The sequence below is a fragment of the uncultured Streptococcus sp. genome (assembly GCF_901875575.1).
Taxonomy (GTDB): Bacteria; Bacillota; Bacilli; order Lactobacillales; family Streptococcaceae; genus Streptococcus.
In genome coordinates this window covers 163,909-185,687 of record NZ_CABFMF010000011.1, presented here as the reverse complement: position 1 = coordinate 185,687, position 21,779 = coordinate 163,909, and the positions used below count along the sequence as shown (strand labels likewise).

Annotated in this window: 19 protein-coding genes; 6 read left to right on the top strand and 13 right to left on the bottom strand. The window is 41.4% G+C overall.

Features of this window, described 5'->3' with window-relative positions; genetic code table 11:
* The first annotated feature begins 74 nt into the window (after positions 1 to 74).
* From adhP to QZ114_RS03435, 4 genes are all read left to right on the top strand, one after another.
* The gene (adhP, locus tag QZ114_RS03450) at positions 75 to 1,094 is read left to right on the top strand and encodes an alcohol dehydrogenase AdhP (RefSeq protein WP_295499722.1); all 1,020 of its coding nucleotides are present in this window, start codon (positions 75 to 77) and stop codon (positions 1,092 to 1,094) included.
* A 249-nt stretch (positions 1,095 to 1,343) separates the two neighbouring features.
* Entirely contained in the window at positions 1,344 to 2,333 is a 990-nt protein-coding gene (locus QZ114_RS03445; RefSeq protein WP_295499720.1) for a PTS sugar transporter subunit IIB, read from the top strand.
* A 74-nt stretch (positions 2,334 to 2,407) separates the two neighbouring features.
* Positions 2,408 to 3,220 carry a PTS mannose/fructose/sorbose transporter subunit IIC gene (locus QZ114_RS03440; protein ID WP_001280328.1) on the top strand — a complete coding sequence of 271 codons (813 nt, stop codon included), beginning with the start codon at positions 2,408 to 2,410 and terminating at the stop codon, positions 3,218 to 3,220.
* A gap of 14 nt (positions 3,221 to 3,234) precedes the next feature.
* Positions 3,235 to 4,146: a PTS system mannose/fructose/sorbose family transporter subunit IID gene (locus QZ114_RS03435; RefSeq protein ID WP_042749980.1), complete on the top strand. Its 912-nt coding sequence runs from the start codon at positions 3,235 to 3,237 to the stop codon at positions 4,144 to 4,146.
* A 54-nt stretch (positions 4,147 to 4,200) separates the two neighbouring features.
* Here QZ114_RS03435 and pepC read toward each other — a convergent pair whose 3' ends face one another.
* The 6 genes from pepC to QZ114_RS03405 all read right to left on the bottom strand — a co-directional run bounded on the left by pepC (position 4,201) and on the right by QZ114_RS03405 (position 8,293).
* Positions 4,201 to 5,535: an aminopeptidase C gene (gene pepC / locus QZ114_RS03430; RefSeq protein WP_261042619.1), complete on the bottom strand. Its 1,335-nt coding sequence runs from the start codon at positions 5,533 to 5,535 to the stop codon at positions 4,201 to 4,203.
* 111 nt (positions 5,536 to 5,646) lie between these two features.
* Positions 5,647 to 6,369, bottom strand: a complete 723-nt coding sequence (locus tag QZ114_RS03425; RefSeq protein ID WP_295499716.1) for a pseudouridine synthase — start codon at positions 6,367 to 6,369, stop codon at positions 5,647 to 5,649.
* Positions 6,370 to 6,458: 89 nt separating this feature from the next.
* On the bottom strand, positions 6,459 to 6,617 hold the full coding sequence (locus QZ114_RS03420; RefSeq protein WP_295499714.1) for a hypothetical protein: 159 nt from the start codon (positions 6,615 to 6,617) through the stop codon (positions 6,459 to 6,461).
* Positions 6,618 to 6,637: 20 nt separating this feature from the next.
* Positions 6,638 to 6,868 (bottom strand): GlsB/YeaQ/YmgE family stress response membrane protein, encoded by a 231-nt coding sequence (locus QZ114_RS03415; RefSeq protein WP_295499712.1) that lies wholly within the window; start codon positions 6,866 to 6,868, stop codon positions 6,638 to 6,640.
* Positions 6,869 to 6,877: 9 nt separating this feature from the next.
* Complete coding sequence (locus QZ114_RS03410) at positions 6,878 to 8,119, bottom strand: aminopeptidase (RefSeq protein WP_295499710.1); 1,242 nt, start codon at positions 8,117 to 8,119, stop codon at positions 6,878 to 6,880.
* Between the two features lie 21 nt (positions 8,120 to 8,140).
* Positions 8,141 to 8,293, bottom strand: coding sequence for a hypothetical protein (locus QZ114_RS03405; RefSeq protein WP_000776626.1), 153 nt, complete (start codon positions 8,291 to 8,293; stop codon positions 8,141 to 8,143).
* Between the two features lie 198 nt (positions 8,294 to 8,491).
* Between QZ114_RS03405 and QZ114_RS03400 the strand changes: the two genes are divergently transcribed.
* Both QZ114_RS03400 and tnpA read left to right on the top strand, forming a co-directional pair.
* Positions 8,492 to 10,291 (top strand): NACHT domain-containing NTPase, encoded by a 1,800-nt coding sequence (locus QZ114_RS03400; protein ID WP_295499707.1) that lies wholly within the window; start codon positions 8,492 to 8,494, stop codon positions 10,289 to 10,291.
* Positions 10,292 to 10,515: 224 nt separating this feature from the next.
* Entirely contained in the window at positions 10,516 to 10,980 is a 465-nt protein-coding gene (gene tnpA, locus QZ114_RS03395) for an IS200/IS605 family transposase (protein WP_295499705.1), read from the top strand.
* 181 nt (positions 10,981 to 11,161) lie between these two features.
* Here the strand turns inward: tnpA and QZ114_RS03390 are convergent, their stop codons facing one another.
* From QZ114_RS03390 to QZ114_RS03360, 7 genes are all read right to left on the bottom strand, one after another.
* Positions 11,162 to 15,553 carry a PolC-type DNA polymerase III gene (locus QZ114_RS03390; protein ID WP_295499703.1) on the bottom strand — a complete coding sequence of 1,464 codons (4,392 nt, stop codon included), beginning with the start codon at positions 15,551 to 15,553 and terminating at the stop codon, positions 11,162 to 11,164.
* 102 nt (positions 15,554 to 15,655) lie between these two features.
* Complete coding sequence (gene fusA / locus QZ114_RS03385; protein WP_000090355.1) at positions 15,656 to 17,737, bottom strand: elongation factor G; 2,082 nt, start codon at positions 17,735 to 17,737, stop codon at positions 15,656 to 15,658.
* 388 nt (positions 17,738 to 18,125) lie between these two features.
* Positions 18,126 to 18,596, bottom strand: coding sequence for a 30S ribosomal protein S7 (gene rpsG / locus QZ114_RS03380; protein ID WP_000087873.1), 471 nt, complete (start codon positions 18,594 to 18,596; stop codon positions 18,126 to 18,128).
* Between the two features lie 19 nt (positions 18,597 to 18,615).
* The gene (rpsL, locus tag QZ114_RS03375; protein WP_001142332.1) at positions 18,616 to 19,029 is read right to left on the bottom strand and encodes a 30S ribosomal protein S12; all 414 of its coding nucleotides are present in this window, start codon (positions 19,027 to 19,029) and stop codon (positions 18,616 to 18,618) included.
* 314 nt (positions 19,030 to 19,343) lie between these two features.
* Entirely contained in the window at positions 19,344 to 19,943 is a 600-nt protein-coding gene (locus tag QZ114_RS03370) for a response regulator transcription factor (RefSeq protein WP_295499700.1), read from the bottom strand.
* Positions 19,944 to 21,041, bottom strand: coding sequence for a sensor histidine kinase (locus QZ114_RS03365; protein ID WP_295499698.1), 1,098 nt, complete (start codon positions 21,039 to 21,041; stop codon positions 19,944 to 19,946).
* Entirely contained in the window at positions 21,041 to 21,778 is a 738-nt protein-coding gene (locus tag QZ114_RS03360; protein WP_295499696.1) for an ABC transporter permease, read from the bottom strand. The genes QZ114_RS03365 and QZ114_RS03360 overlap by 1 nt, the downstream gene beginning before the upstream one ends.
* Position 21,779: the final 1 nt, after the last annotated feature.

Genomic DNA, 21,779 nt, shown 5'->3' with positions numbered 1-21,779 from the left:
CACTCGACTCTGTTGACACAAAATCAATCCAGTCCTGTTGTCCCTGTTCTCGGCCAATATCAAGGAGGATAGCTATGAAAGCTGTTGTTGTAAATCCAGAAAGCACTGGTGTTGCTGTTGAAGAAAAAGTACTCCGTCCACTTGAAACTGGGGAAGCACTTGTAGAAATTGAATACTGTGGTGTTTGCCACACTGACCTCCACGTTGCCCATGGTGACTTCGGTCAGGTACCAGGACGTGTCCTAGGACATGAAGGTGTTGGTATCGTTAAAGAAATTGCACCAGATGTTAAAAGTCTTAAAGTCGGTGACCGCGTCAGCGTTGCTTGGTTCTTTGAAGGATGTGGTACTTGCGAATACTGTACAACTGGTCGCGAAACCCTTTGCCGTACAGTAAAAAATGCTGGTTACTCAGTAGACGGTGGTATGGCTGAACAGTGTATCGTAACTGCAGACTATGCTGTTAAAGTTCCTGACGGACTCGATCCAGCCCAAGCTTCTTCTATTACATGTGCTGGGGTAACAACTTATAAAGCGATTAAAGAAGCCAAAGTTGAACCTGGCCAATGGGTTGTTCTCTACGGTGCTGGTGGACTTGGTAACCTAGCTGTTCAATATGCTAAAAAGGTATTTAATGCTCACGTAATTGCAGTAGATATTAATAATGATAAACTTGCCCTTGCAAAAGAAGTTGGTGCTGATATTGTTATTAACGGACTAGAAGTTGAAGATGTCCCAGGACTCATCAAAGAAAAAACAGATGGCGGAGCTCACTCAGCTGTCGTAACCGCTGTTTCTAAAGTTGCCTTCAACCAAGCAGTTGATTCAGTTCGTGCTGGTGGTCGCGTAGTCGCTGTTGGTCTTCCTTCTGAAATGATGGAGCTCAGCATCGTGAAAACCGTTCTAGATGGAATCCAAGTCATCGGTTCTCTTGTAGGAACTCGTAAAGACTTGGAAGAAGCCTTCCAATTCGGTGCAGAAGGTTTGGTAATTCCAGTTGTTCAAAAACGCCCAGTAGAAGATGCCGTAGCAATTTTCGACGAAATGGAAAAAGGTCAAATCCAAGGACGTATGGTACTTGATTTCACAAACTAATTCAATACAAAAACCTATATAAAAAAGTTGGATCCCTCTTCCAACTTTTTTATATTAACTTTTTAAAATAAACATTTATTCTCTCCTTATAAATGTTTATATATCAACATTTCAAAACAGCCGTGTTTTGTTTTTTAAAAAAATTCTATATCAAATAGTTGATTTTTTTATGAAAACGGTTTATACTAATCTAGTCTTAAAGTTTTCTTAAACAATGGGCACAACATTTTATAAGGAGGAATGACAATAATGAGTATCGGAATCATTATTGCGAGCCACGGCGAATTTGCTGCGGGTATTCATCAGTCAGGATCTATGATTTTTGGTGAACAAGAAAAGGTTCAAGTTGTAACCTTTATGCCAAATGAAGGTCCAGATGACCTATATGCTAAATTTAACAACGCTGTGGCTGCATTTGACGCAGAAGATGAGGTGCTAGTTTTGGCTGACCTTTGGAGTGGTTCTCCATTCAACCAAGCTAGTCGCGTGATGGGAGAAAATCCTGATCGTCAGTTTGCCATCATCACAGGACTTAACTTACCGATGTTAATCCAGGCCTATACAGAGCGCCTCATGGACGCCACAGCAGGTGTGGCAAAAGTCGCTGCGAATATTATCAAAGAAGCCAAAGATGGTATCAAAGCTCTTCCAGAAGAGTTAAATCCAGTTGAAGAAGTTGCAAGTGCTGCAGCTGCTCCAGTTGCCCAAGCTGCTATCCCAGAAGGAACAGTTATCGGTGACGGTAAACTGAAAATCAATCTTGCCCGTCTTGACACACGTCTCCTTCACGGTCAGGTTGCAACTGCTTGGACTCCAGATTCAAAAGCAGACCGTATTATCGTTGCTTCAGATAACGTTGCCAACGACGACCTTCGTAAAGAATTGATTAAACAAGCTGCTCCTAACGGAGTAAGAGCCAATGTTGTACCAATCCAAAAATTGATTGAGGTTTCAAAAGACCCACGTTTTGGAGAAACTCATGCCCTTGTCTTGTTTGAAACACCTCAAGATGCCCTTCGTGCAATTGAAGGTGGCGTGCCAATCAAGACTCTTAACGTAGGATCAATGGCTCACTCAACTGGTAAAACAATGATCAACAACGTTCTGTCTATGGACAAAGAAGATGTTGCTACATTTGAGAAAATGCGTGACCTCGGTGTTGAATTTGACGTACGTAAAGTACCAAACGACACCAAAAAAGATTTGTTTGACTTGATTAACAAGGCCAACGTTCAATAACAAATATCAAACTATAGAAGAATTCTAAGAAATTTTTTCACTTTATTACAATTAAATAGAAAAGGAATAAAACCATGTCAGATATTTCAATTATTTCTGCTGTCTTGGTTGTAGTTGTTGCCTTCCTTGCAGGTCTTGAAGGTATCCTCGACCAATTCCAATTCCATCAACCAATCGTCGCATGTACCCTTATCGGACTTGCAACTGGTAACCTCGAAGCAGGTGTTATGCTTGGTGGATCACTTCAAATGATCGCCCTTGGTTGGGCAAACATCGGAGCTGCCGTAGCTCCTGACGCTGCTCTTGCATCTGTTGCCGCAGCAATCATCTTGATCAAAGGTGGTAACTTTACTACTGAAGGTATCGCCGTTGCAACAGCAACAGCTATCCCTCTTGCCGTAGCTGGACTTTTCTTGACAATGATTGTTCGTACAATCTCAGTTGGTTTGGTTCACACTGCAGATGCTGCTGCTAAAGAAGGAAATATTGCAGCTGTTGAACGTGCTCACTTTATCGCACTTCTTCTTCAAGGTCTTCGTATTGCTATCCCTGCTGCCTTCCTTATCGCTATCCCAGCTTCTGCCGTTCAAGATGCTCTTAAATTGATGCCAGACTGGTTGAACGGTGGTATGGCTGTCGGTGGTGCTATGGTCGTTGCCGTTGGTTACGCTATGGTTATCAACATGATGGCAACTCGTGAGGTATGGCCATTCTTCGCAATCGGTTTTGCTTTTGCTGCCATTTCTCAATTGACTTTGATTGCCCTTGGTGTAGTCGGTGTTGCCCTTGCCTTCATCTATCTTAACCTTTCAAAACAAGGTGGTAACGGTGGCGGCGGAGCTGCGACTTCTAACGACCCAATCGGTGATATCCTAGAAGACTACTAGAAAGGGGAACAATCATGACTGAAAAACTTCAATTATCAAAATCAGATCGTAAAAAAGTTTGGTGGCGTTCACAATTCCTTCAAGGTTCTTGGAACTACGAGCGTATGCAAAACTTGGGTTGGGCTTATTCATTGATCCCAGCTATCAAAAAATTGTACACTACTAAAGAAGACCAAGCTGCTGCTCTTGAGCGTCACCTTGAGTTCTTCAACACACACCCATACGTAGCTGCTCCAATCATGGGGGTTACTCTTGCACTTGAAGAAGAACGCGCTAACGGTGTTGAAATCGACGACGCTGCTATCCAAGGGGTTAAAATCGGTATGATGGGACCTCTTGCAGGTATCGGTGACCCAGTATTCTGGTTTACAGTTCGTCCTATCCTTGGAGCTCTTGGTGCATCACTTGCTGCATCTGGTAACCTTGTAGGTCCACTTCTCTTCTTCTTTGGATGGAACGCTATCCGTATGGCCTTCCTATGGTACACACAAGAGTTCGGTTACAAAGCTGGATCTGAAATCACTAAAGACATGTCTGGTGGTATCTTGAAAGACATCACTAAAGGTGCTTCTATCCTCGGTATGTTCATCCTTGCCGTTCTTGTACAACGTTGGGTATCTATCAACTTCACTGTTAACCTTCCTGGTAAACAATTGGCTGAAGGTGCCTACATTAACTTCCCAGAAGGTGCTGTATCAGGTGCTGAATTGAAAGGTATCCTTGGTCAAGCACTTGGTGGATTGAGCCTAGATAAAATTCAACCACAAACCCTTCAAGGTCAGTTGAACTCATTGATTCCAGGATTGATGGGACTTCTCCTTACTTTCCTTTGCATGTGGTTGCTTAAGAAAAAAGTATCACCAATCTCAATCATCCTTGCACTTTTTGCAGTAGGTATCGCAGCTCGTTTCTTCGGTATCATGTAATCAAGCAACTTAAAAGGAACCAGGTTCTAAACCTGATTCCTTTTTTCTATGCTTTTATTCAGCCAAGGCACCCATTGGATCCCATGGTGCAAGCACGATTGGCTCTGCTTCATAGGCAGCTTGTTCTTCGGTTGTTAACAATTCTTTGCGGACAACTATCTGGTAAGTGTATTCGTCCATCCAAGCGTCTGAGGCAACAAAGTAACCATCTGTACCGACCTTGTCTCCCCATGAGTTTTCAACCTTCCACTTGGTTGACTTCCCATTTTCATCCAAGTCAACACCTGTCAAGACCATAGCGTGGGTCATTAAGCTTTCGCTGTAGTCCAAACGTCCAGCCTTGTCTTGAGTGAATTGAATATCCATGCTTGATTCAAAGTCATAAACATCTGTCGCAAGGATTCCAGCTTTACGGTTGCTGAGCTGACCAACATCAGAACCAAACCAAACAGTCTCACCTGCTTGCATTTGAGCAATCGCCAATTCTTTCAAACGCTCCATTGGAACGTTGATGTAACGAACCGCACGGCTACCAACCACATTCCCTAACATCTCAACTGTGTAAGATTGGCCGTAAGGCTTGTCAGCGGTTGGAGCGTTGATAACAGAAACGTAGTCTTCTAGAGGAAGATTGACATATTTCTTGTAAAACTCTTGTGGTGTGATGCCCTTTTCACTTTGGTAGTTGTTGTCTTTATCGCGATAAGCAAAGTCAAATTTACGTGGTGGAAGCCCTAGTGACATAGCAAGGAAGTTAAAGATTTCTTGCAAGAGGTCTTCTTTCTTAGCTTGAACAGTCGCTTGGTCTGCACCAGAAGCAAGCAAGTCACGCAAGATTTGAGCATCTTGACGAAGCAATTTATTAAGGATTGCATTAAGCTCACGACTGCTGCTTGATGAAACAGATTCAGGATAGACTGACTTGGGAACAACACCGTATTTCTCAAAAAGAGATACCACCATATCCCATTGGCCACCATCTTGTTGAGGTGTTTGAAGTAGGAATTTAACCTTACGACTCGTCAAGTCTTGGTCTGCAGTCGCAATCACTTGTTCCAAGAACCAGTTGGATTTCTCATACTTGTCCCAGAAGAAAGTGTGAGCCTGTGACAACTCAAAGTTTTCTAGTTTGTATTGCGAGATGAGCTTGTGGCGGAAAGTGTTAAGGGCTGCAAACATCCAACAACGACCAGACGCTTTCTGGTTGGTTACCTTGTCCTTGGTCAAATCCAATGAGAAAACAGGCGTGTTGTCTACATGGCTTTGGCGACGTTCCAGAGCTGCAAAAATTCCGTTGTGGCTGGCAGCATTTTCAATCGCTTGGTATTTGACATTTGCTTCATAATTGGCAAATAATTTATCAGTAAATGATTCTTGAATCGCGTTCATAGATTCCTCCTTTTATTCTACAGTCTATTATAACTCTTTTCACAAAGGAAGCAACTGAAAAACATAAAAGGCAAGGACATTGTCTCTCACCTTTTTCGAATACAAACAAAATTAAGCAATACTAGCAAGAAGAACTTCTAACTCCTCCTTGGTCAAGCGACGCCATTCTCCTCGCTGCAAGTTCTCATCCAATACTAGAGTTCCCATAGTCAAACGTTGCAAGTCTATTACTTCCTTGCCACAGTAGGCCACCATACGCTTGACCTGATGAAACTTCCCTTCTGCAATGGTCACACGGATTTGGCTTTGATTCTTTTCTGTATCTATGGACACAAGCTCCAGTCTAGCGGGTTGACAGGTAAAGTCTTTGAGAGGAATACCCTCAGCAAATATATCCACATCTTCTTGGGCCATAATTCCCTTGACCTGAGCCAGATATGTCTTGTCCACATGACGCTTAGGTAAAAGAAGAGCATGAGCCAGCTGACCATCATTGGTCAAGAGCAAAAGACCATGCGTGTCAATATCCAAGCGTCCTACTGGGAAAACTCCCTTGCTCCGAGCAATATCATCCAGCAAGTCCAGAACGGTTCTGTGCTTAGGATCCTCAGTCGCTGAAATAACTCCTTGGGGCTTGTTCATCATGTAGTAGACAAACTCTTCATACTCCAACACCTGCCCATCAAAGCAAATCTCATCTCTTTCTTCATCAATCTGCAATTTAGCTGATTTTTCTTTTTTACCATTTACCGTCACGCGCCCAGCCTTGAGCAAGTTTTTGACCTCAGTCCGGCTCCCCACAGCGCAGGCAACTAAAAATTTATCTAATCTCATAGAACTATTATATCACACTCAAAAGGAGGCTGGTACAATGACCAACCTCCTTTTCGTTTCATACTCTTCAAAAATCTCTTCAAACCGCATCAACATCGCCTTGCCGTATATATGTTACTGACTTCGTCAGTTCTATCTGCAACCTCAAAACAGTGTTTTGAGCTGACTTCGTCAGTTCTATCTACAACCTCAAAACAGTGCTTTGAGCAACCTGCGGCTAGTTTCCTAGTTTGCTCTTTGATTTTCATTGAGTATCAGATTTAGGAAATTAACTTCCTCGTCTCCAAAAAATAGCTAAGACAATCATGGCTCCTAAAATCGCTGGGATAATAGCTGTTCCTGATAAAATTGGTCCCCAAGTTCCAAAAAGCAAGTGACCCAGAAAAGCGCCAATCCAACCGAGAAACATTTTCCCAAAGCACCCCATTCGTTCTCCACGATTGGTCAAAGCACCTGCCAAGAATCCCACTAGGAGACCAACAAACATACTTCCTATCATCTTGTCTCCTTAATTTGCCCAATCTCCGTTACGGAAGATTGGCACACGTGTTCCATCCTCACGGATACCATCGATATTCATTTGACTAGACCCAATCATAAAGTCAACGTGCACATCTGAACGGTTAAGCCCCGCAGCTTCAAGCTCCTCTTCGCTCATCTCCGCTCCACCAACAACGCTAGTTGCATAGGCTGCACCGATAGCCAAGTGGTTTGAAGCATTCTCATCGAAAAGGGTGTTGAAGAAGGTAATGCCTGACTGAGAAATTGGGCTTGGATCTGGTACCAAGGCACATTCACCCAAGGCACGCGCACCCGCATTTTCAAAGACAAGGTCTTTCATAACCTGATCACCCTTCTCAGCAGTAATGTCAACGATTTGTCCATCCTTGAAGGTCACCTTAATGCCCTCTATGATGTTTCCATTATAACTCAGCGGTTTTGTAGAGGTTACATAACCATCTGCACGACGGAAGTCAGGGGCTGTGAAAACTTCCTCTGTCGGCATATTTGGCAAGAATCCTTCGCCCTGTGCATTGATAGCACCAGCTGATTCCCAAACGTGGTTCTTCGGCAAGCCAAGGATCAAATCTGTTCCTGGCGCTGTGTAGTAAAGGGCTGAAAATTGCTCCTTATTAAGCATATCTGCCTTGCTCTTTAAGACAGCTGCATGTTCCTCCCAAGCCTTAACGGGATCTGCTTCGTAGACACGGCAAGTTTTGAAGATTTGATCCCAAAGGAGATCGACTGCTTCTTCGTCGCTCGCAGCATTTGGAAAGACTTTCTTAGCCCACTCAAGTCCAGCAGCGGCTGCCACAGTCCAGCTAACCTTGTTGGATTGGGTTGCGATACGCATTGGCTTCATAGCAAGTCCCATAGCTTTAGCAGAAGCTGATAACTTGTCAGCATCCACACCGTTCAAGGCACCTGGATCAGATGAACGAACTCCAAGACGGCTAGCTTTGTTTTCCAAGAGATAGTTCATCTCAGCAATCTTGTATTCTGGCACATTGTCCAGACGCTCCATTGGCGCATGGAGGAATTTCTCACGGTTAATCACATCATCTGTCCACTGAACGATAACCTCATGCGCACCCAAGGCATAAGCTTCTTTGACGATTAAGTGAGCCAACTCACGTTGCTCCACATCGATAGAGAGAGCCAAAGTGTGACCAGGTTGCACGTTGATTCCATTTGCAACCAACAATTTCGCATATTTTTCTAGATTTTCTTTAAAATTTGGTAAAACCATGTTGTTTTCTCTTTTCTATTTTTATTTTTCTTTCAAAGCAGAGAATAATCCTGCTAAAGCAATAGCGCCCGACAATAGTGCTGTTGATAGAAGAATTGTCTGATCAGCAAGTTCTAATTGATATTCAAATACCTTCTCAGCCGGCTTATCTTCCGCGAATATTCTTAGTTTCATTAAAAATCTTCCGTTACTAGTATACCACATATGATGTAAATTTAAAAACAAGCCTAATAAAGCTTGTTTTTAATTACCTATCCAAGAATTAAAAACGAAATATATAGCTATTGACACTCTTCTTTTAATTATATTGACATAAAAAAGGCGAGGTGATATTCTATAGATATACACTAAAAAATATACAGGAGCCAAAAAATGATGAACGAAATATTTAACAATGAAATTGCAAAACAAGTTACTAGTGCTATTCTGGATAAATACTTTTCACCTATTATTTCCAAAACGACTGACAAATTTAAAACGCTCTACAATGAGGCAAAAATTAATCTAGAGATTCCATTCCAAGATTATTTAACAAATTCTTATGAAAAATATAGTAAAATCAAAACGATTATCTACGGAATCGAACCCAAAAGACTGTATGATTTTTTTGAAATCCCATTTTTAAGAAAAGGCTCAGACATCATCAAGCCCACTACAACAAGAGTACTAACTGAACTCTCAAAATTTTTGATCATTGAAGGTTCTGGTGGAATTGGCAAATCCACTCTCATGAAACACCTTTTTCTAAGTGAATTAAAATTGGAAGACTATATTCCTATTTTTATTGAATTAAAAGATTTCAACGACGAGGAGCATTTAGAACTTGAGAAATTACTATTAAAAAAACTAAATCAATTTCACAATAAATTTCAAGAAAAATATTTAGATTATGCACTTCAATCTGGATGTTTTTTATTCCTATTGGATGGCTATGATGAATTGTACAGCAAAAACCAAAAAGAATTTTTCAAAAAATTAAATGATTTTTGCGACAAATATCCTGAAAACCATTATATCCTTTCTTCAAGACCTTATAGCGAATCCGAATTCATTGAATTTCAACGATTCACAGTTTTAAAAGCTGTTCCTTTTACTAAGGAACAAGCTATTAGTCTTATTACAAAAATTGAATATCCAGATAAGGAACTCAAAAATAAATTTATCCGTGACCTAGAGAGTGGTTTATATGCTAGACATAAATCCTTTGCTTCAAATCCTCTGTTACTAAATATTATGCTCTCCACTTACAATGACTATGCAGAAATCCCGCAAAAATTACACCTATTCTACTATCAAGCATTTGATACCATGCTCTCGAAGCACGATGCTACGAAAAGTTATCGACGAAAAATGTTATCAAATTTAAGTTCAGATACTTTTAAAGAGTGCTTTGCAATCTTCTGTTTTCTAACATATCAAAAAGCAAAAACAGAGTTTACCCCCCCAGAGATTGACGAAATTTTTAAAAAATTTCCTCCTCGAATTAAAAACGTTCTTAATATAGACAATTTTATTGACGATTTAGGAAACGCTCTGTGTGTATTATACAGAGAAGGTAACCGTTATAAATTCACCCATCGTTCTTTCCAAGAATATTTTGTTGCCTATTTTCTCAATATACAAACGGATAGTAAAATGCGGGACTATAGCTTTCGTCTAATAGAATCCGGAAAATTTAGCACTAGTGCAGATTCGGTATTCTTTATGTTAGAGAATATGAATGCCCGACGTTTCAACAATAATATATTGATTCCGTTGTTAGATAATTTTGAAAAATCTAAAACTAGTGATAAAAACTTACTGGAATACTACATCCTCACCCTTCCTCTAGTGATTGAAATTAATACTGAGTCTAGGAGCACTAGAGATTTTGCAGTATATTTTTATTTACCAACAAGTGTATTTCATAGTTTTATTTATCATTTTTTCGAAAAAACTATCAACGAAAATATAGACAAATCAATAGAGTTTTCTAATAACCAGCTAGTTTCATTCTGCAAAGCTAATGGTTTAGTATTCAGAAAAATATATCCTCAGGAGCTTATAGAGAATAAAGAATTATTTGACTTATTTAAAAAATCGAGTATTGGTCAAAATATACTTTCTCTCACTCACTACAAACAGAAGCTGATAGAAGACCTAGAAGAAGAGGATATCGTCTTAGAAGATTAGTAATCTAGCCGTTGTATATTCATGTTCACAATTAAAAAATAACAGGATTGTCTAATGTCCTGTTATTTTTTTAATTATGTGACTTTCAGTCCGTCTCGCTCCGCTAGGTGCGAGACAAATAAACCACCCGCTATGCGGGTGCGCGTCGAAGGTTATACCAAAAAAACTCCAAACGCGATACAATAAAGGTGTTCAAGCCAATTGTAAAGCGAAAGGAGAAAAATATGGCACAAAAGGCACATAGTTTATCACACACAAAGTGGATGTGTAAATATCACATTGTGTTCACCCCTAAGTATAGACGAAAAGTCATTTATAATCAATATCGAAGTAGTTTAGGCGAAATATTTCATCGCTTGTGTAGTTATAAAGGAGTTGAAATTATCGAGGGTCACTTAATGCCAGACCATGTACATATGTTAGTAAGTATTCCACCAAGAATAAGTGTTTCGAGTTTCATGGGTTATTTAAAGGGAAAAAGTGCACTCATGATGTTTGACAAACACGCCAATCTCAAATACAAGTTTGGGAATCGGCATTTCTGGGCGGAAGGTTATTATGTAAGTACGGTGGAACTCAATGAAGCCACAATTAAGAAATATATTCAAGAGCAGGAAAAGCATGATATAGCACTAGATAAATTGAGTGTAAAAGAATATGAGGATCCCTTTAGGGATAGTGGTAAGTAATACTAAAGCCTCTTTGAGAGGCAAGTGACGAGTCAAGAGCAATAAGGCTTGAACAACGTGAAAGCCAGCGTCTTTAGGCGCTGGCTGGTGATTGGGGCTTATAGCCCTGGGACAAACCACCCGTTAGACGGGTGGTCATGATTATCAAACATCTCTGTAAAATTGGGGATAATCTGCCCTATTAAAACAACTCATCAAACAAACTGAGCTGGTTATCCTCTGGCATATTTCCAAGAATACCCATTTCATCCATCTTTTCAACCAAGGTTGATGAGAGCCCACCACGCTTGCGGAGTTCTGTTTTAGAGAGGAATTCTCCCTCTTCACGCGCTCGCACTAACTGCTTGGCAACGTTTTCTCCCAGACCATCCATAGCGACAAATGGTGGAATCAGTGTATCTCCGTCAATGATGAATTCAGTCGCATCACTACGGTAGAGGTCTAACTTCCCAAACTTGAAACCACGTTCCCACATTTCATTGACAATCTCAAGAGTTGTATAGAGGTCAATCTCCACATTAGAGGCCTCATTATTCTTCCGTTTTTCAGCGATTTCTTCTATTCTATGCTTGATAGCATCCAAGCCCGCACCCATGGTCTTGATATCAAAAGCCTTAGCACGAATGGAGAAGTAAGCACAGTAGTAATAAATGGGATGGTGAACCTTGAAGTAAGCTACACGCAAGGCCATCATAACGTAGGCTGCCGCATGGGCTTTAGGGAACATGTACTTAATTTTCCCACAGGATTCGATATACCACTCTGGCACCTTATTAGCCTTCATGGCTTCGATGTAGCCATTGCGTTCCTCTTCTGAAATCTTCAGCCACAAGCCTTTACGCACCCGTTCCATGATAGTAAAGGCCATCTTAGGCTCTAGACCCGCGTGCATGAGGTAAACCATGATGTCGTCTCGACAACCGATAACAGTCGATAGGTCTGCTATTCCTTGCTTAATCAGATCTTGAGCATTGCCCAACCAAACGTCGGTACCGTGGGACAGACCAGACAACTGCAACAACTCCGCAAAAGTTGTCGGATGGGTTTCATCGACCATGCCACGGACGAAGTTGGTTCCAAACTCTGGAATTCCCAGCATACCTGTCGCCGTTCCGATTTGCTCAGGTGTTACCCCTAACACATCCGTCCCAGAAAAGAGGGCCATCACACCTTCGTCATCCATAGGAATTTCATTAGGATCAATCCCAGACAAATCCTGAAGTTTCCGAATCATGGTCGGATCATCATGTCCCAGCACATCAAGTTTGAGGACGTTCTCATCGATATCGTGGAAGTTAAAGTGAGTGGTCTGCCATTCAGCTGTCACGTCATCTGCTGGATATTGGACAGGCGTAAAATCATAGACATCCATGTAGTTAGGAATAACAACGATTCCCCCTGGGTGTTGTCCTGTTGTCCGCTTGACACCAGCCGCACCTTGAGCGAGGCGTTCTACCTCTGCATCACGATAAAACTTGCCATAATCTCGCTCATAGCCCTTGACAAAACCATAGGCAGTCTTGGCAGCCACCGTACCAACCGTTCCTGCACGGAAGGCATATTCCTCACCAAAGATATCACGTACATCCAAGTGAGCACTAGGCTGGTCTTCTCCCGAGAAGTTCAAGTCAATATCGGGAACCTTGTCCCCATCAAAACCAAGGAAGGTCTCAAACGGAATATCCTGTCCGTTTTTGCTGAGTTTGTGACCACATTTTGGGCAGTTCTTATTGGGCATATCAAAACCTGAACCGTACGAACCATCTGTGATAAACTCACTGTACTGACACTGACCACAGACATAGTGAGGAGAAAGAGGATTGACTTCTGTAATCCCAATCATGGTCGCAACGAAACTAGATCCAACAGATCCACGAGAACCCACCAAGTACCCTCGTTCATTGGAACGTTGCACCAGCATCTGCGATGCCAGATAAATCACAGCAAATCCATTTCCCAGAATAGAGGTTAGTTCTTTTTCAATCCGCAAATCGACAATATCTGGCAACGGATTTCCATAAATCTCAAAAGCTTTCTTGTAGGTCAATTCAGCAACCGTTTCTTCAGCCTTGTCGATGAAAGGCGTGTACAAGTCACCCTTAACGACCTCCACAGGCTCAAAGATTTCTGCCAAGGCATTGGTGTTTTCAATAACCAGTTTACGAGCCAGTTCCTCTCCCAAGAAGGCAAATTCATCCAACATCTCATTAGTCGTTCTAAAATGAGCCTTTGGAAGTGGTGCTGGTTGGGCATGTTCCCCATGACCGATAGTTCGGTTAATCATAGCCCCCTGTCCCAAACTACGGACGATAATTTCACGGTAAATCTCTTCTTCCGGTTCGATATAGTGAACATTACCCGTAGCTAGAACAGGCTTACCTAGACGGTCTCCCACTTCTATCAAACTTTTGATAATGGTCTGGAGTTCCTCCATATCTTTGACCTGCTCCTTAGCAATCAAGGGAGCATAGATGGCAGGTGGCATAACCTCGATAAAGTCATAATACTTGGTCACCTCAACCGCCGCATTCACACCTTGGGAAACGACTGCATCAAAAACTTCACCTTCAGAACAAGCCGACCCCAAAATCAAACCTTCCCGATGGGCATCTAAAACCGTTCTCGGAATCCGTGGCACCCCTTCAAAGTACTTGGTATTGGATAAAGAAACCAGCTTAAAGATATTTTTTAGACCTACCTGATTCTTGACATAGATAGTCGCATGCTTGATCCGAGCTTTTTTATAAGAATCTGGACTAATCAAATCAATGTTAAGTCTAGCTAGATCGGTCACCCCATGTTTTTCTGCCACTTCTTTGATAAAAATAAAGAGCAGACGACCAGTAGCTTCCGCATCGTAATTGGCCATGTGGTGATGTTCCAAAGCCACACCAAAACGCTTGGTCAAAGGCCCCAAACCATGACGTTTATACTCAGGATAGAGATTTCTAGCAAACTCAAGCGTATCAATAATTGGCTGACTAATCTTTGGAAGACCATGACGCTCATAATTGGCATTCATAAATCCTACGTCAAAGGTTGCATTGTGGGCAACTAAGACTGTATCCTTGCAAAATTCTTGGAATTCCTGTAACACTTGTTCCAGTTGTTTAGCATTTTTGACATGATCATCTGTAATTCCAGTTAACTCAGTAGTAAAAGCTGACAAGGGATGCCCAGGATTGATAAATTCATCAAATTCAGCAATAACATTCCCCTTGTACATCTTAGAGGCCGCAACCTGAATCAAGTCATTATAGATAGCTGAAAGCCCCGTCGTTTCCACGTCAAAAACCACGTAGGTCGCTTCAGACAAGTCCATCTCCTCTTCGTTATAGACGATAGGGACACGGTCCTCCACAATATTGGCTTCCATTCCATAGATTAGCTGGATTCCAGCTTTCTTGGCTGCCTTATAGCCGTGTGGAAAGGACTGGACATTCCCATGGTCCGTGATGGCAACCGCCTTGTGTCCCCACTTAGCAGCTGTCGCAACGATTTCTTCGACCTCTGGTAGTGCATCCATGGTAGACATGTTAGTATGAGCATGAAACTCAACTCGACGCTCACCTTCTGGCATCAAATCCTTCCGCTCATAGTGAACAACTTCCTGCACATCCTGTACGTTCATAGTCAAATCGCGTGTGAAATTATTCATCTCTATATTCCCACGCACTCGGAGCCAAGAATTTTTCTTGATGAGGTCAAATTTCTGAGCCTCTTCCTCGTTCTTGACCCACTTTTGCATAGAAAAACTTGAAGTATAGTCCGTCATTTTAAAATTGATCAAGACACGCCCTGTTCTGGTTACCTTTTGTTCAACATCAAAAACAAGTCCTTCAAAAACAATTCGATTTTCCTCTGTCGTTATATCGATCATAGAGGTGATTTCTGCTTTCTCTAACTTAGGCTTCACGGCAGCCTTCTTAGCCTGAAAATCAAAAGCTGGTTTCTCTTCCGCTGGAGGAGGTGTCATTTGATCCAATTGTTCCAAAGCCCGTAAGGTTGCCTCATTTGCTACTTGAACAATCTGCTCATTTTCAGCATGAAAAGCCTCTTCCTGCTCCTGGGTCAGAACATCATTCTTCTCTACTTGACAAATAAAAGCTGGAAAACCAAATTTTTCGAGCTGTTTAGAGAGGTTAGGGAGATGATTTTTCTTAAAATGCTCCTTGTCAATAGCTTCAGCTCCCTCTATAAAGAGATGATTCCCATCTGCTCGCACTTGTAAATTTTGATAAAGTGATTTAAAACCTTGACTAGCGCATGGCCCCTCAGAAAAAGCCTCTCTATAATAGGCCTGCAAGAGTTGATTTGAAAATTCTTGAGACAGAGCCTTGATTTCAAAAATTGCTTTATTGCCTGTCTTAGAAAATTCTTCGCTCAAACCTTTCTTTAATTCTAAAAAGATTTCAATAGGTAAAATATTAGAAAATACAAAGTGAAACTCCCATAACTTACTGATTTTATGAACCACAACACCTTCAATATCAGCCTGAGCTAAAGCAGAATGCTGCCTTATCTCTGACGGTATTCCTAATTGATTCATCAAAATTTCAAAACTATTTGACATTCATTTTCCTCACATTATTCTCCTACTATTTTACCATATTTAGAGACATTTTCTAAAAACAAAAGGAAGCCACTAAGTGACTTCCTTCAGAGCGAAGATAAATTAATCTTCACCTTTGTTTTTCTTAATGATTTCTTCTTGTACTGACTTAGGTACATCTTCGTAGTGGTCAAATACCATCATGAAAGTACCACGTCCTTGAGATGCAGAACGAAGAACTGTTGCGTAACCGAACATTTCAGCAAGAGGAACATAAGCACGAACGATTTGGCTGTTACCGTGTGCTTCCATACCATCTACACGTCCACGACGAGCAGTTACGTGACCCATAACATCACCAAGGTTCTCTTCTGGAACAGTGATTGTTACAAGCATCATTGGCTCAAGGATAGCTGGTTGTGCTGATTTAGCAGCTTCTTTAAGAGCAAGTGAAGCTGCGATCTTGAAGGCAGTTTCAGATGAGTCGACATCGTGGTATGAACCATCGTAAAGCTTAGCTTTAACGTCAACCATTGGGTAACCTGCAAGAACACCGTTAGCCATAGATTCTACCAAACCTTTTTCAACCGCTGGGATAAATTCACGAGGAACCACACCACCGACGATTGCGTTTTCGAATTCGAATCCTTTACCTTCTTCGTTTGGAGTAAATTCAATCCATACATCACCGAATTGACCTTTACCACCAGACTGACGTTTGAAGAATCCACGTGCTTGAGTAGAAGCGCGGAATGTTTCACGGTAAGATACTTGAGGAGCACCTACGTTCGCTTCAACTTTGAACTCACGACGCATACGGTCAACAAGAACGTCAAGGTGAAGCTCACCCATACCAGAGATAACTGTTTCACCAGTTTCGACGTTTGTTTCAACGCGGAATGTTGGATCTTCTTCAGCCAATTTTTGAAGGGCAATACCCATCTTGTCTTGGTCAGCTTTAGATTTTGGCTCAACCATCAATTGGATAACTGGTTCTGGAACGTTGATTGACTCAAGGATGATTTTAGATTTTTCATCTGTCAATGAGTCACCAGTAGTAGTATCTTTCAAACCAACGGCAGCAGCGATATCACCTGAGTAAACAGTGTCGATTTCTTGACGGCTGTTAGCGTGCATTTGAAGGATACGTCCGATACGTTCACGTTTACCTTTAGAAGTGTTCAATACGTATGAACCTGATTGAAGAACACCTGAGTACACACGGAAGAATGTCAAACGACCTACGAATGGGTCTGTCATGATCTTGAAGGCAAGAGCTGCAAATGGCTCTTCATCAGATGCTGGACGAGTTTCTTCAGCGTCTGTATCTGGGTTAATACCTTTGATTGCTGGGATATCAAGTGGGCTTGGAAGGTAGTCAATAACCGCATCAAGCATCAATTGAACACCTTTGTTTTTGAAGGCAGAACCACACAATACTGGGAAGAATTCAACGTTGATAGTAGCTTTACGGATACCAGCTTTCAATTCTTCGTTAGTGATTTCTTCACCTTCGAGGTATTTCATCATCAATTCTTCGTCAGTTTCAGCAACTGCTTCAACCAATTTTTCACGGTATTCTTGTGCTTGGTCAAGGTATTCAGCTGGAATATCTTCTTCAAGGATATCTGTACCAAGGTCGTTCGTATAGATTTCAGCTTTCATCTTGATCAAGTCGATGATACCACGGAAGTCATCTTCAGAACCGATTGGCAATTGGATTGGGTGTGCATTTGCTTGAAGACGATCGTGAAGTGTGCTTACAGAGTAAAGGAAGTCAGCACCGATTTTGTCCATTTTGTTGGCAAATACGATACGTGGAACTCCATACTCAGTTGCTTGACGCCAAACTGTTTCAGTTTGAGGCTCAACACCTGATTGTGAGTCAAGAACGGTAACCGCACCATCCAATACACGAAGAGAACGTTGTACTTCGATTGTGAAGTCCACGTGTCCTGGTGTGTCGATGATATTTACGCGGTGGTTGTTCCATTGAGCTGTTGTCGCAGCAGATGTGATAGTGATACCACGTTCTTGCTCTTGCTCCATCCAGTCCATTTGTGACGCACCTTCGTGAGTTTCACCAATTTTGTGGATTTTACCAGTGTAGTAAAGAATACGCTCAGTAGTTGTTGTTTTACCAGCATCGACGTGAGCCATGATACCGATATTACGAGTTTTTTCAAGTGAAAATTCGCGTGCCATGAGGTTTATTTCTCCTATTTATTTTTGATTTCTATTCTATTATAACACGATTTTAATAAAAACGGATAGGCAGGACCTACCCGTTCTCAATGTTTTCATGCTATTGTTGGTTTCAACTTGTAGATTTACAAGTTGAATTGAACTCGGGCTAAAGTTAGTTAACCGATTTGAGCTTGAACGGGATGCTGTGTGAAAAAGATAAACTTCCTTGTATCCATCGAATACTGCATCAGTTTCCTATTTCTACTTTGCTCTTTTAGCGCTCTTAGTATCCTAATTGAACCCGGGCTAAAAGCTCGGAAAATAGATAAGCTCTCCTAGAATCTTCGATTCTTCGTCAAGCTTCCTAATTTTCAGTCGCTTTTTTAACGCCCTTAGTATCTTAATCTTACCAACGGAAGTGTGCGAATGCACGGTTAGCTTCAGCCATACGGTGAGTGTCTTCACGTTTCTTAACAGCTGCACCAGTGTTGTTAGCAGCATCCAAGATTTCTTTTGCAAGACGGTCTTGCATTGTGTGTTCACCACGAAGACGAGCGATTGTTACCAACCAACGAAGTCCAAGTGTTGTACGACGTTCTGGACGAACTTCAACTGGGACTTGGTAGTTAGAACCACCAACACGACGTGCACGTACTTCAAGTACAGGCATGATGTTTTCCATAGCTGTTTCAAATACTTCAAGTGCATCGTTACCAGTAGCTTCTTTGATTTGCTCAAAGGCACCGTAAACGATTGAAGCAGCTGTACCACGTTTACCATCAAGCATAACGCGGTTGATAAGACGAGTAACTAGTTGTGAATTGTAAAGCGGATCTGGCAATACGTCACGTTTTGGAGCTCTATTTTTACGACTCATTTCTCTTTATCCCCTTTCCTTATGCTTTTGGACGTTTAGTACCGTATTTAGAACGGCCTTGTTTACGATCGTTAACACCTGCAGTATCAAGTGCACCACGGACGATATGGTAACGTACCCCTGGAAGGTCTTTTACACGTCCACCACGAAGAAGAACCACGCTGTGCTCTTGCAAGTTGTGCCCGATACCTGGGATGTAGGCAGTAACTTCGATAAGGTTGCTCAAACGTACACGAGCGAATTTACGAAGGGCTGAGTTAGGTTTTTTAGGTGTCATTGTTCCAACACGAGTTGCAACACCACGTTTTTGTGGTGAAGAAACGTTTGTTTGAACTTTTTTATGACTGTTGTAACCAACGTTCAAAGCTGGTGATTTAGATTTTTCTACTTTTGATTTACGCGGTTTGCGAACCAATTGGTTAATTGTAGGCATCTACATTCTCCTGTGTTTTTTTATTTTTGGTGATGATACACTTGGTGACAGCTATCATCTGTGTGTACTTTTGCAACATTTGTCAGCACGTCCCTGTACACTCTTGAGAGACCAAAAGTAAAAAGTACCGTCTATTATTGTAACACAATTTTCGCTTCATTGTCAATATATTTTTCTTTTTTCTTGTTAATTTTAGCTCTTTTGTAGTGCTCCCCCAAAAAAGAAAAAGGAGGAATCCCCCCTCTCCTAAAGTTAGTATTGTTCCATTCAATCCCATCAATTTTAGCACATAATGTTCAAAAAATATTATATCATCACAACCAACCAGATTCTTTCGCGATATTAGCTGCCTCTGTTCGATTGCCTGCATCAAGTTTTGAAAGAATATTGGTGACATAGTTTCGGACTGTTCCGTTTGATAAATAAAGTTGATCTGCAATTTCTTGGTTGGATAAGCCCTGAGCGATTCCCTTTAAAACTGCGATTTCTTGTTCTGTCAACGGATTGGGATGCATCATCACCACTTCCATCAATTCAGGCGAATACTCCTTGCGCCCTTCGAGGACAGTGTGCAAGGTTTGCATGAGCTCTACAATGTTTCTTTCTTTTAATACATAAGCATCTACTCCAGCCTTGACCGCACGTTCAAAATACCCAGGGCGCTTGAAGGTCGTCACCACAACCACCTTTGTTTCTATATTTTCTGCTCGTATCCACTCCAAGACTTCAAGACCTGTCTTAACAGGCATTTCTACGTCAAGGATGGCGATATCTACAGACTCCTTTTCTAATAGTTGGATTGCTTCTTGCCCATTCTTGGCCTGAAAGACAGACTCTACATCCGGTTGAAGCGTGAGCAACTGGCATATGGCGTCTCGCAACATACTTTGATCTTCTGCGACTAATACTTTCATCTACTTTCTCTCCTTATAAGGTAGTCGAACCTGAACTTCTGTCGGTTGTTTCCAACTAATTACCTTTACTTCTCCCGAAAATGGAAGAACACGATCTCGAACTGTATGGAGATCATCCCCGCTTATAGAAACAAAGCCACAGCCATCATCTCTCACTGTTAGAATGAGTTCTTTCTCTGTCCGTTCTAATTTCAAGTAGACTTTAGACGCTTTAGCATGTTTAATGATATTGGTCACTAATTCAAGCAAAATCATGGAAGCCGTTGATTCCAATTCCTGAGTTAAGCTAGCTGTATCTAGTTGATTAGCTATTTCCACCTCAATTCCAGCAATTTCTAACATCTTTTTCACAGTCTCTAGTTCGGATGTCAAAGTTCTAGACTTAAGATTTTCCACAATGGTTCGCACTTCACGCATTGATTCTTTGCTAATTTGCTGTATTTCTCTTAATTCCTTTTCCACCTGTGGATAAGCCTCCATCTGAAATAACTGCAAGGCTAAATCTGTCTTGACACTCAACATAGCAAAGGTATGTCCCAGACTATCATGCAAATCTTGACCGATACGACTGCGTTCATTTTCAGCAAGCAAGAGATTTATCTGGGCATTTTGCTTAGCCTGAGCTTCTTTCAAATCCTCCACAAGACGAATGCGAATCAAGCCGAAAGTCATCAAATCGACAAAAGCAAGAATTACAAGTAGATAGAATAGATACTCAACTTCGATTCTCTGAAAAATCAAAAGTTGACCCACAACAAGGACTTGAGCAAGAAGAAAAGTCCAGACATGTAAAGACTTTAAACCACCTACGCTGAAATGATAACTTAAGAGATTGGATAGGAAAAAGAAAAACCAGATATAATTAACAGCAACAAAGGCAGTATTCCCAACTACATAAATCAGCATGAGGCCCCAATATAGCCAAGATAGGCGCTGACTCTTAGTTGTTAAAACACCCAAATACGCCACTACAAATAGAATATCAATCAATAAATGCCAGGCAGAAAGCCATCCAGTCACTACAGGTAGGATGGGGAAAATCATAAAAATTAAACTAGCCCAAAACATATAATGTATGCTTTTCAGTCTTTCAAGCATTAAGCATTCTCCTTATGACCTTGAAGGTAAATGGTCAAACCAAACAAAACTGCTGAAAAAACAAGTAGATAAACTGTGGCTGATAGATTGATGCTACCCTCGTTTAAGAAGGTCTTGAGCAACTCCATCAACTGATAAGTTGGTAGGCACTTCCCGATTGCTTGCATCCAGTCTGGAAATAAAGAGATGGGCATCCAGAGTCCACCTAAAACAGCCAAGCCTAGATAGAGAAGATTGCCCACGACAGACATCAGCTGACTAGAAGGCAAGAGTGTCAAGGTCAAGCCAAGCGCTACAAAAGCTACACTTCCTACTATCAGCAAGAACGCAGCCCCAATCCAGCTTCCTAAAGGCATATCCACACCTCTTACCAAGTGCCCAACTGAGAAAACAACCAGGATTGAGACCAGATAATCAACCATCATACTTGTTATCTTTGATAGATAATATTCTACCATATTTACCGGAGTATGGCGCAATGTTTTCTGCCAGTTGTTGATTTTATCTGTATGTAAAACAGCTGGGAATGAAAACATAGCTGTCGACATCATGGAAAAGGCTGTCATAGAGATGAGGTAATCACGCATAAAATTAGCTGGTCCACCAGGTGTGTCCTGGTACATGCCTGAAAAGAATAAATAGAAGGCTGTCGGCATCCCTACAGATAATAGATAATAGACTAATTGTCGTTTGGTCAATAGAAATTCTATCTTGTTTAGTGCGATCCATCGTTTCATC

Bases quoted from the DNA above. Each gene is read 5' to 3' on its own strand.
- QZ114_RS03415 (WP_295499712.1), bottom strand. From the start codon at position 6,868: ATGATAGGAAGTATGTTTGTTGGTCTCCTAGTGGGATTCTTGGCAGGT.
- QZ114_RS03445 (WP_295499720.1), top strand. From the start codon at position 1,344: ATGAGTATCGGAATCATTATTGCGAGCCACGGCGAATTTGCTGCGGGT.
- QZ114_RS03365 (WP_295499698.1), bottom strand. From the start codon at position 21,041: ATGCTTGAAAGACTGAAAAGCATACATTATATGTTTTGGGCTAGTTTA.
- QZ114_RS03400 (WP_295499707.1), top strand. From the start codon at position 8,492: ATGATGAACGAAATATTTAACAATGAAATTGCAAAACAAGTTACTAGT.
- QZ114_RS03405 (WP_000776626.1), bottom strand. From the start codon at position 8,293: ATGAAACTAAGAATATTCGCGGAAGATAAGCCGGCTGAGAAGGTATTT.
- QZ114_RS03435 (WP_042749980.1), top strand. From the start codon at position 3,235: ATGACTGAAAAACTTCAATTATCAAAATCAGATCGTAAAAAAGTTTGG.
- QZ114_RS03370 (WP_295499700.1), bottom strand. From the start codon at position 19,943: ATGAAAGTATTAGTCGCAGAAGATCAAAGTATGTTGCGAGACGCCATA.
- pepC (WP_261042619.1), bottom strand. From the start codon at position 5,535: ATGAACGCGATTCAAGAATCATTTACTGATAAATTATTTGCCAATTAT.
- QZ114_RS03440 (WP_001280328.1), top strand. From the start codon at position 2,408: ATGTCAGATATTTCAATTATTTCTGCTGTCTTGGTTGTAGTTGTTGCC.
- fusA (WP_000090355.1), bottom strand. From the start codon at position 17,737: ATGGCACGCGAATTTTCACTTGAAAAAACTCGTAATATCGGTATCATG.
- rpsG (WP_000087873.1), bottom strand. From the start codon at position 18,596: ATGAGTCGTAAAAATAGAGCTCCAAAACGTGACGTATTGCCAGATCCG.
- QZ114_RS03425 (WP_295499716.1), bottom strand. From the start codon at position 6,369: ATGAGATTAGATAAATTTTTAGTTGCCTGCGCTGTGGGGAGCCGGACT.
- QZ114_RS03360 (WP_295499696.1), bottom strand. From the start codon at position 21,778: ATGAAACGATGGATCGCACTAAACAAGATAGAATTTCTATTGACCAAA.
- adhP (WP_295499722.1), top strand. From the start codon at position 75: ATGAAAGCTGTTGTTGTAAATCCAGAAAGCACTGGTGTTGCTGTTGAA.
- QZ114_RS03420 (WP_295499714.1), bottom strand. From the start codon at position 6,617: ATGAAAATCAAAGAGCAAACTAGGAAACTAGCCGCAGGTTGCTCAAAG.
- QZ114_RS03390 (WP_295499703.1), bottom strand. From the start codon at position 15,553: ATGTCAAATAGTTTTGAAATTTTGATGAATCAATTAGGAATACCGTCA.
- rpsL (WP_001142332.1), bottom strand. From the start codon at position 19,029: ATGCCTACAATTAACCAATTGGTTCGCAAACCGCGTAAATCAAAAGTA.
- QZ114_RS03410 (WP_295499710.1), bottom strand. From the start codon at position 8,119: ATGGTTTTACCAAATTTTAAAGAAAATCTAGAAAAATATGCGAAATTG.
- tnpA (WP_295499705.1), top strand. From the start codon at position 10,516: ATGGCACAAAAGGCACATAGTTTATCACACACAAAGTGGATGTGTAAA.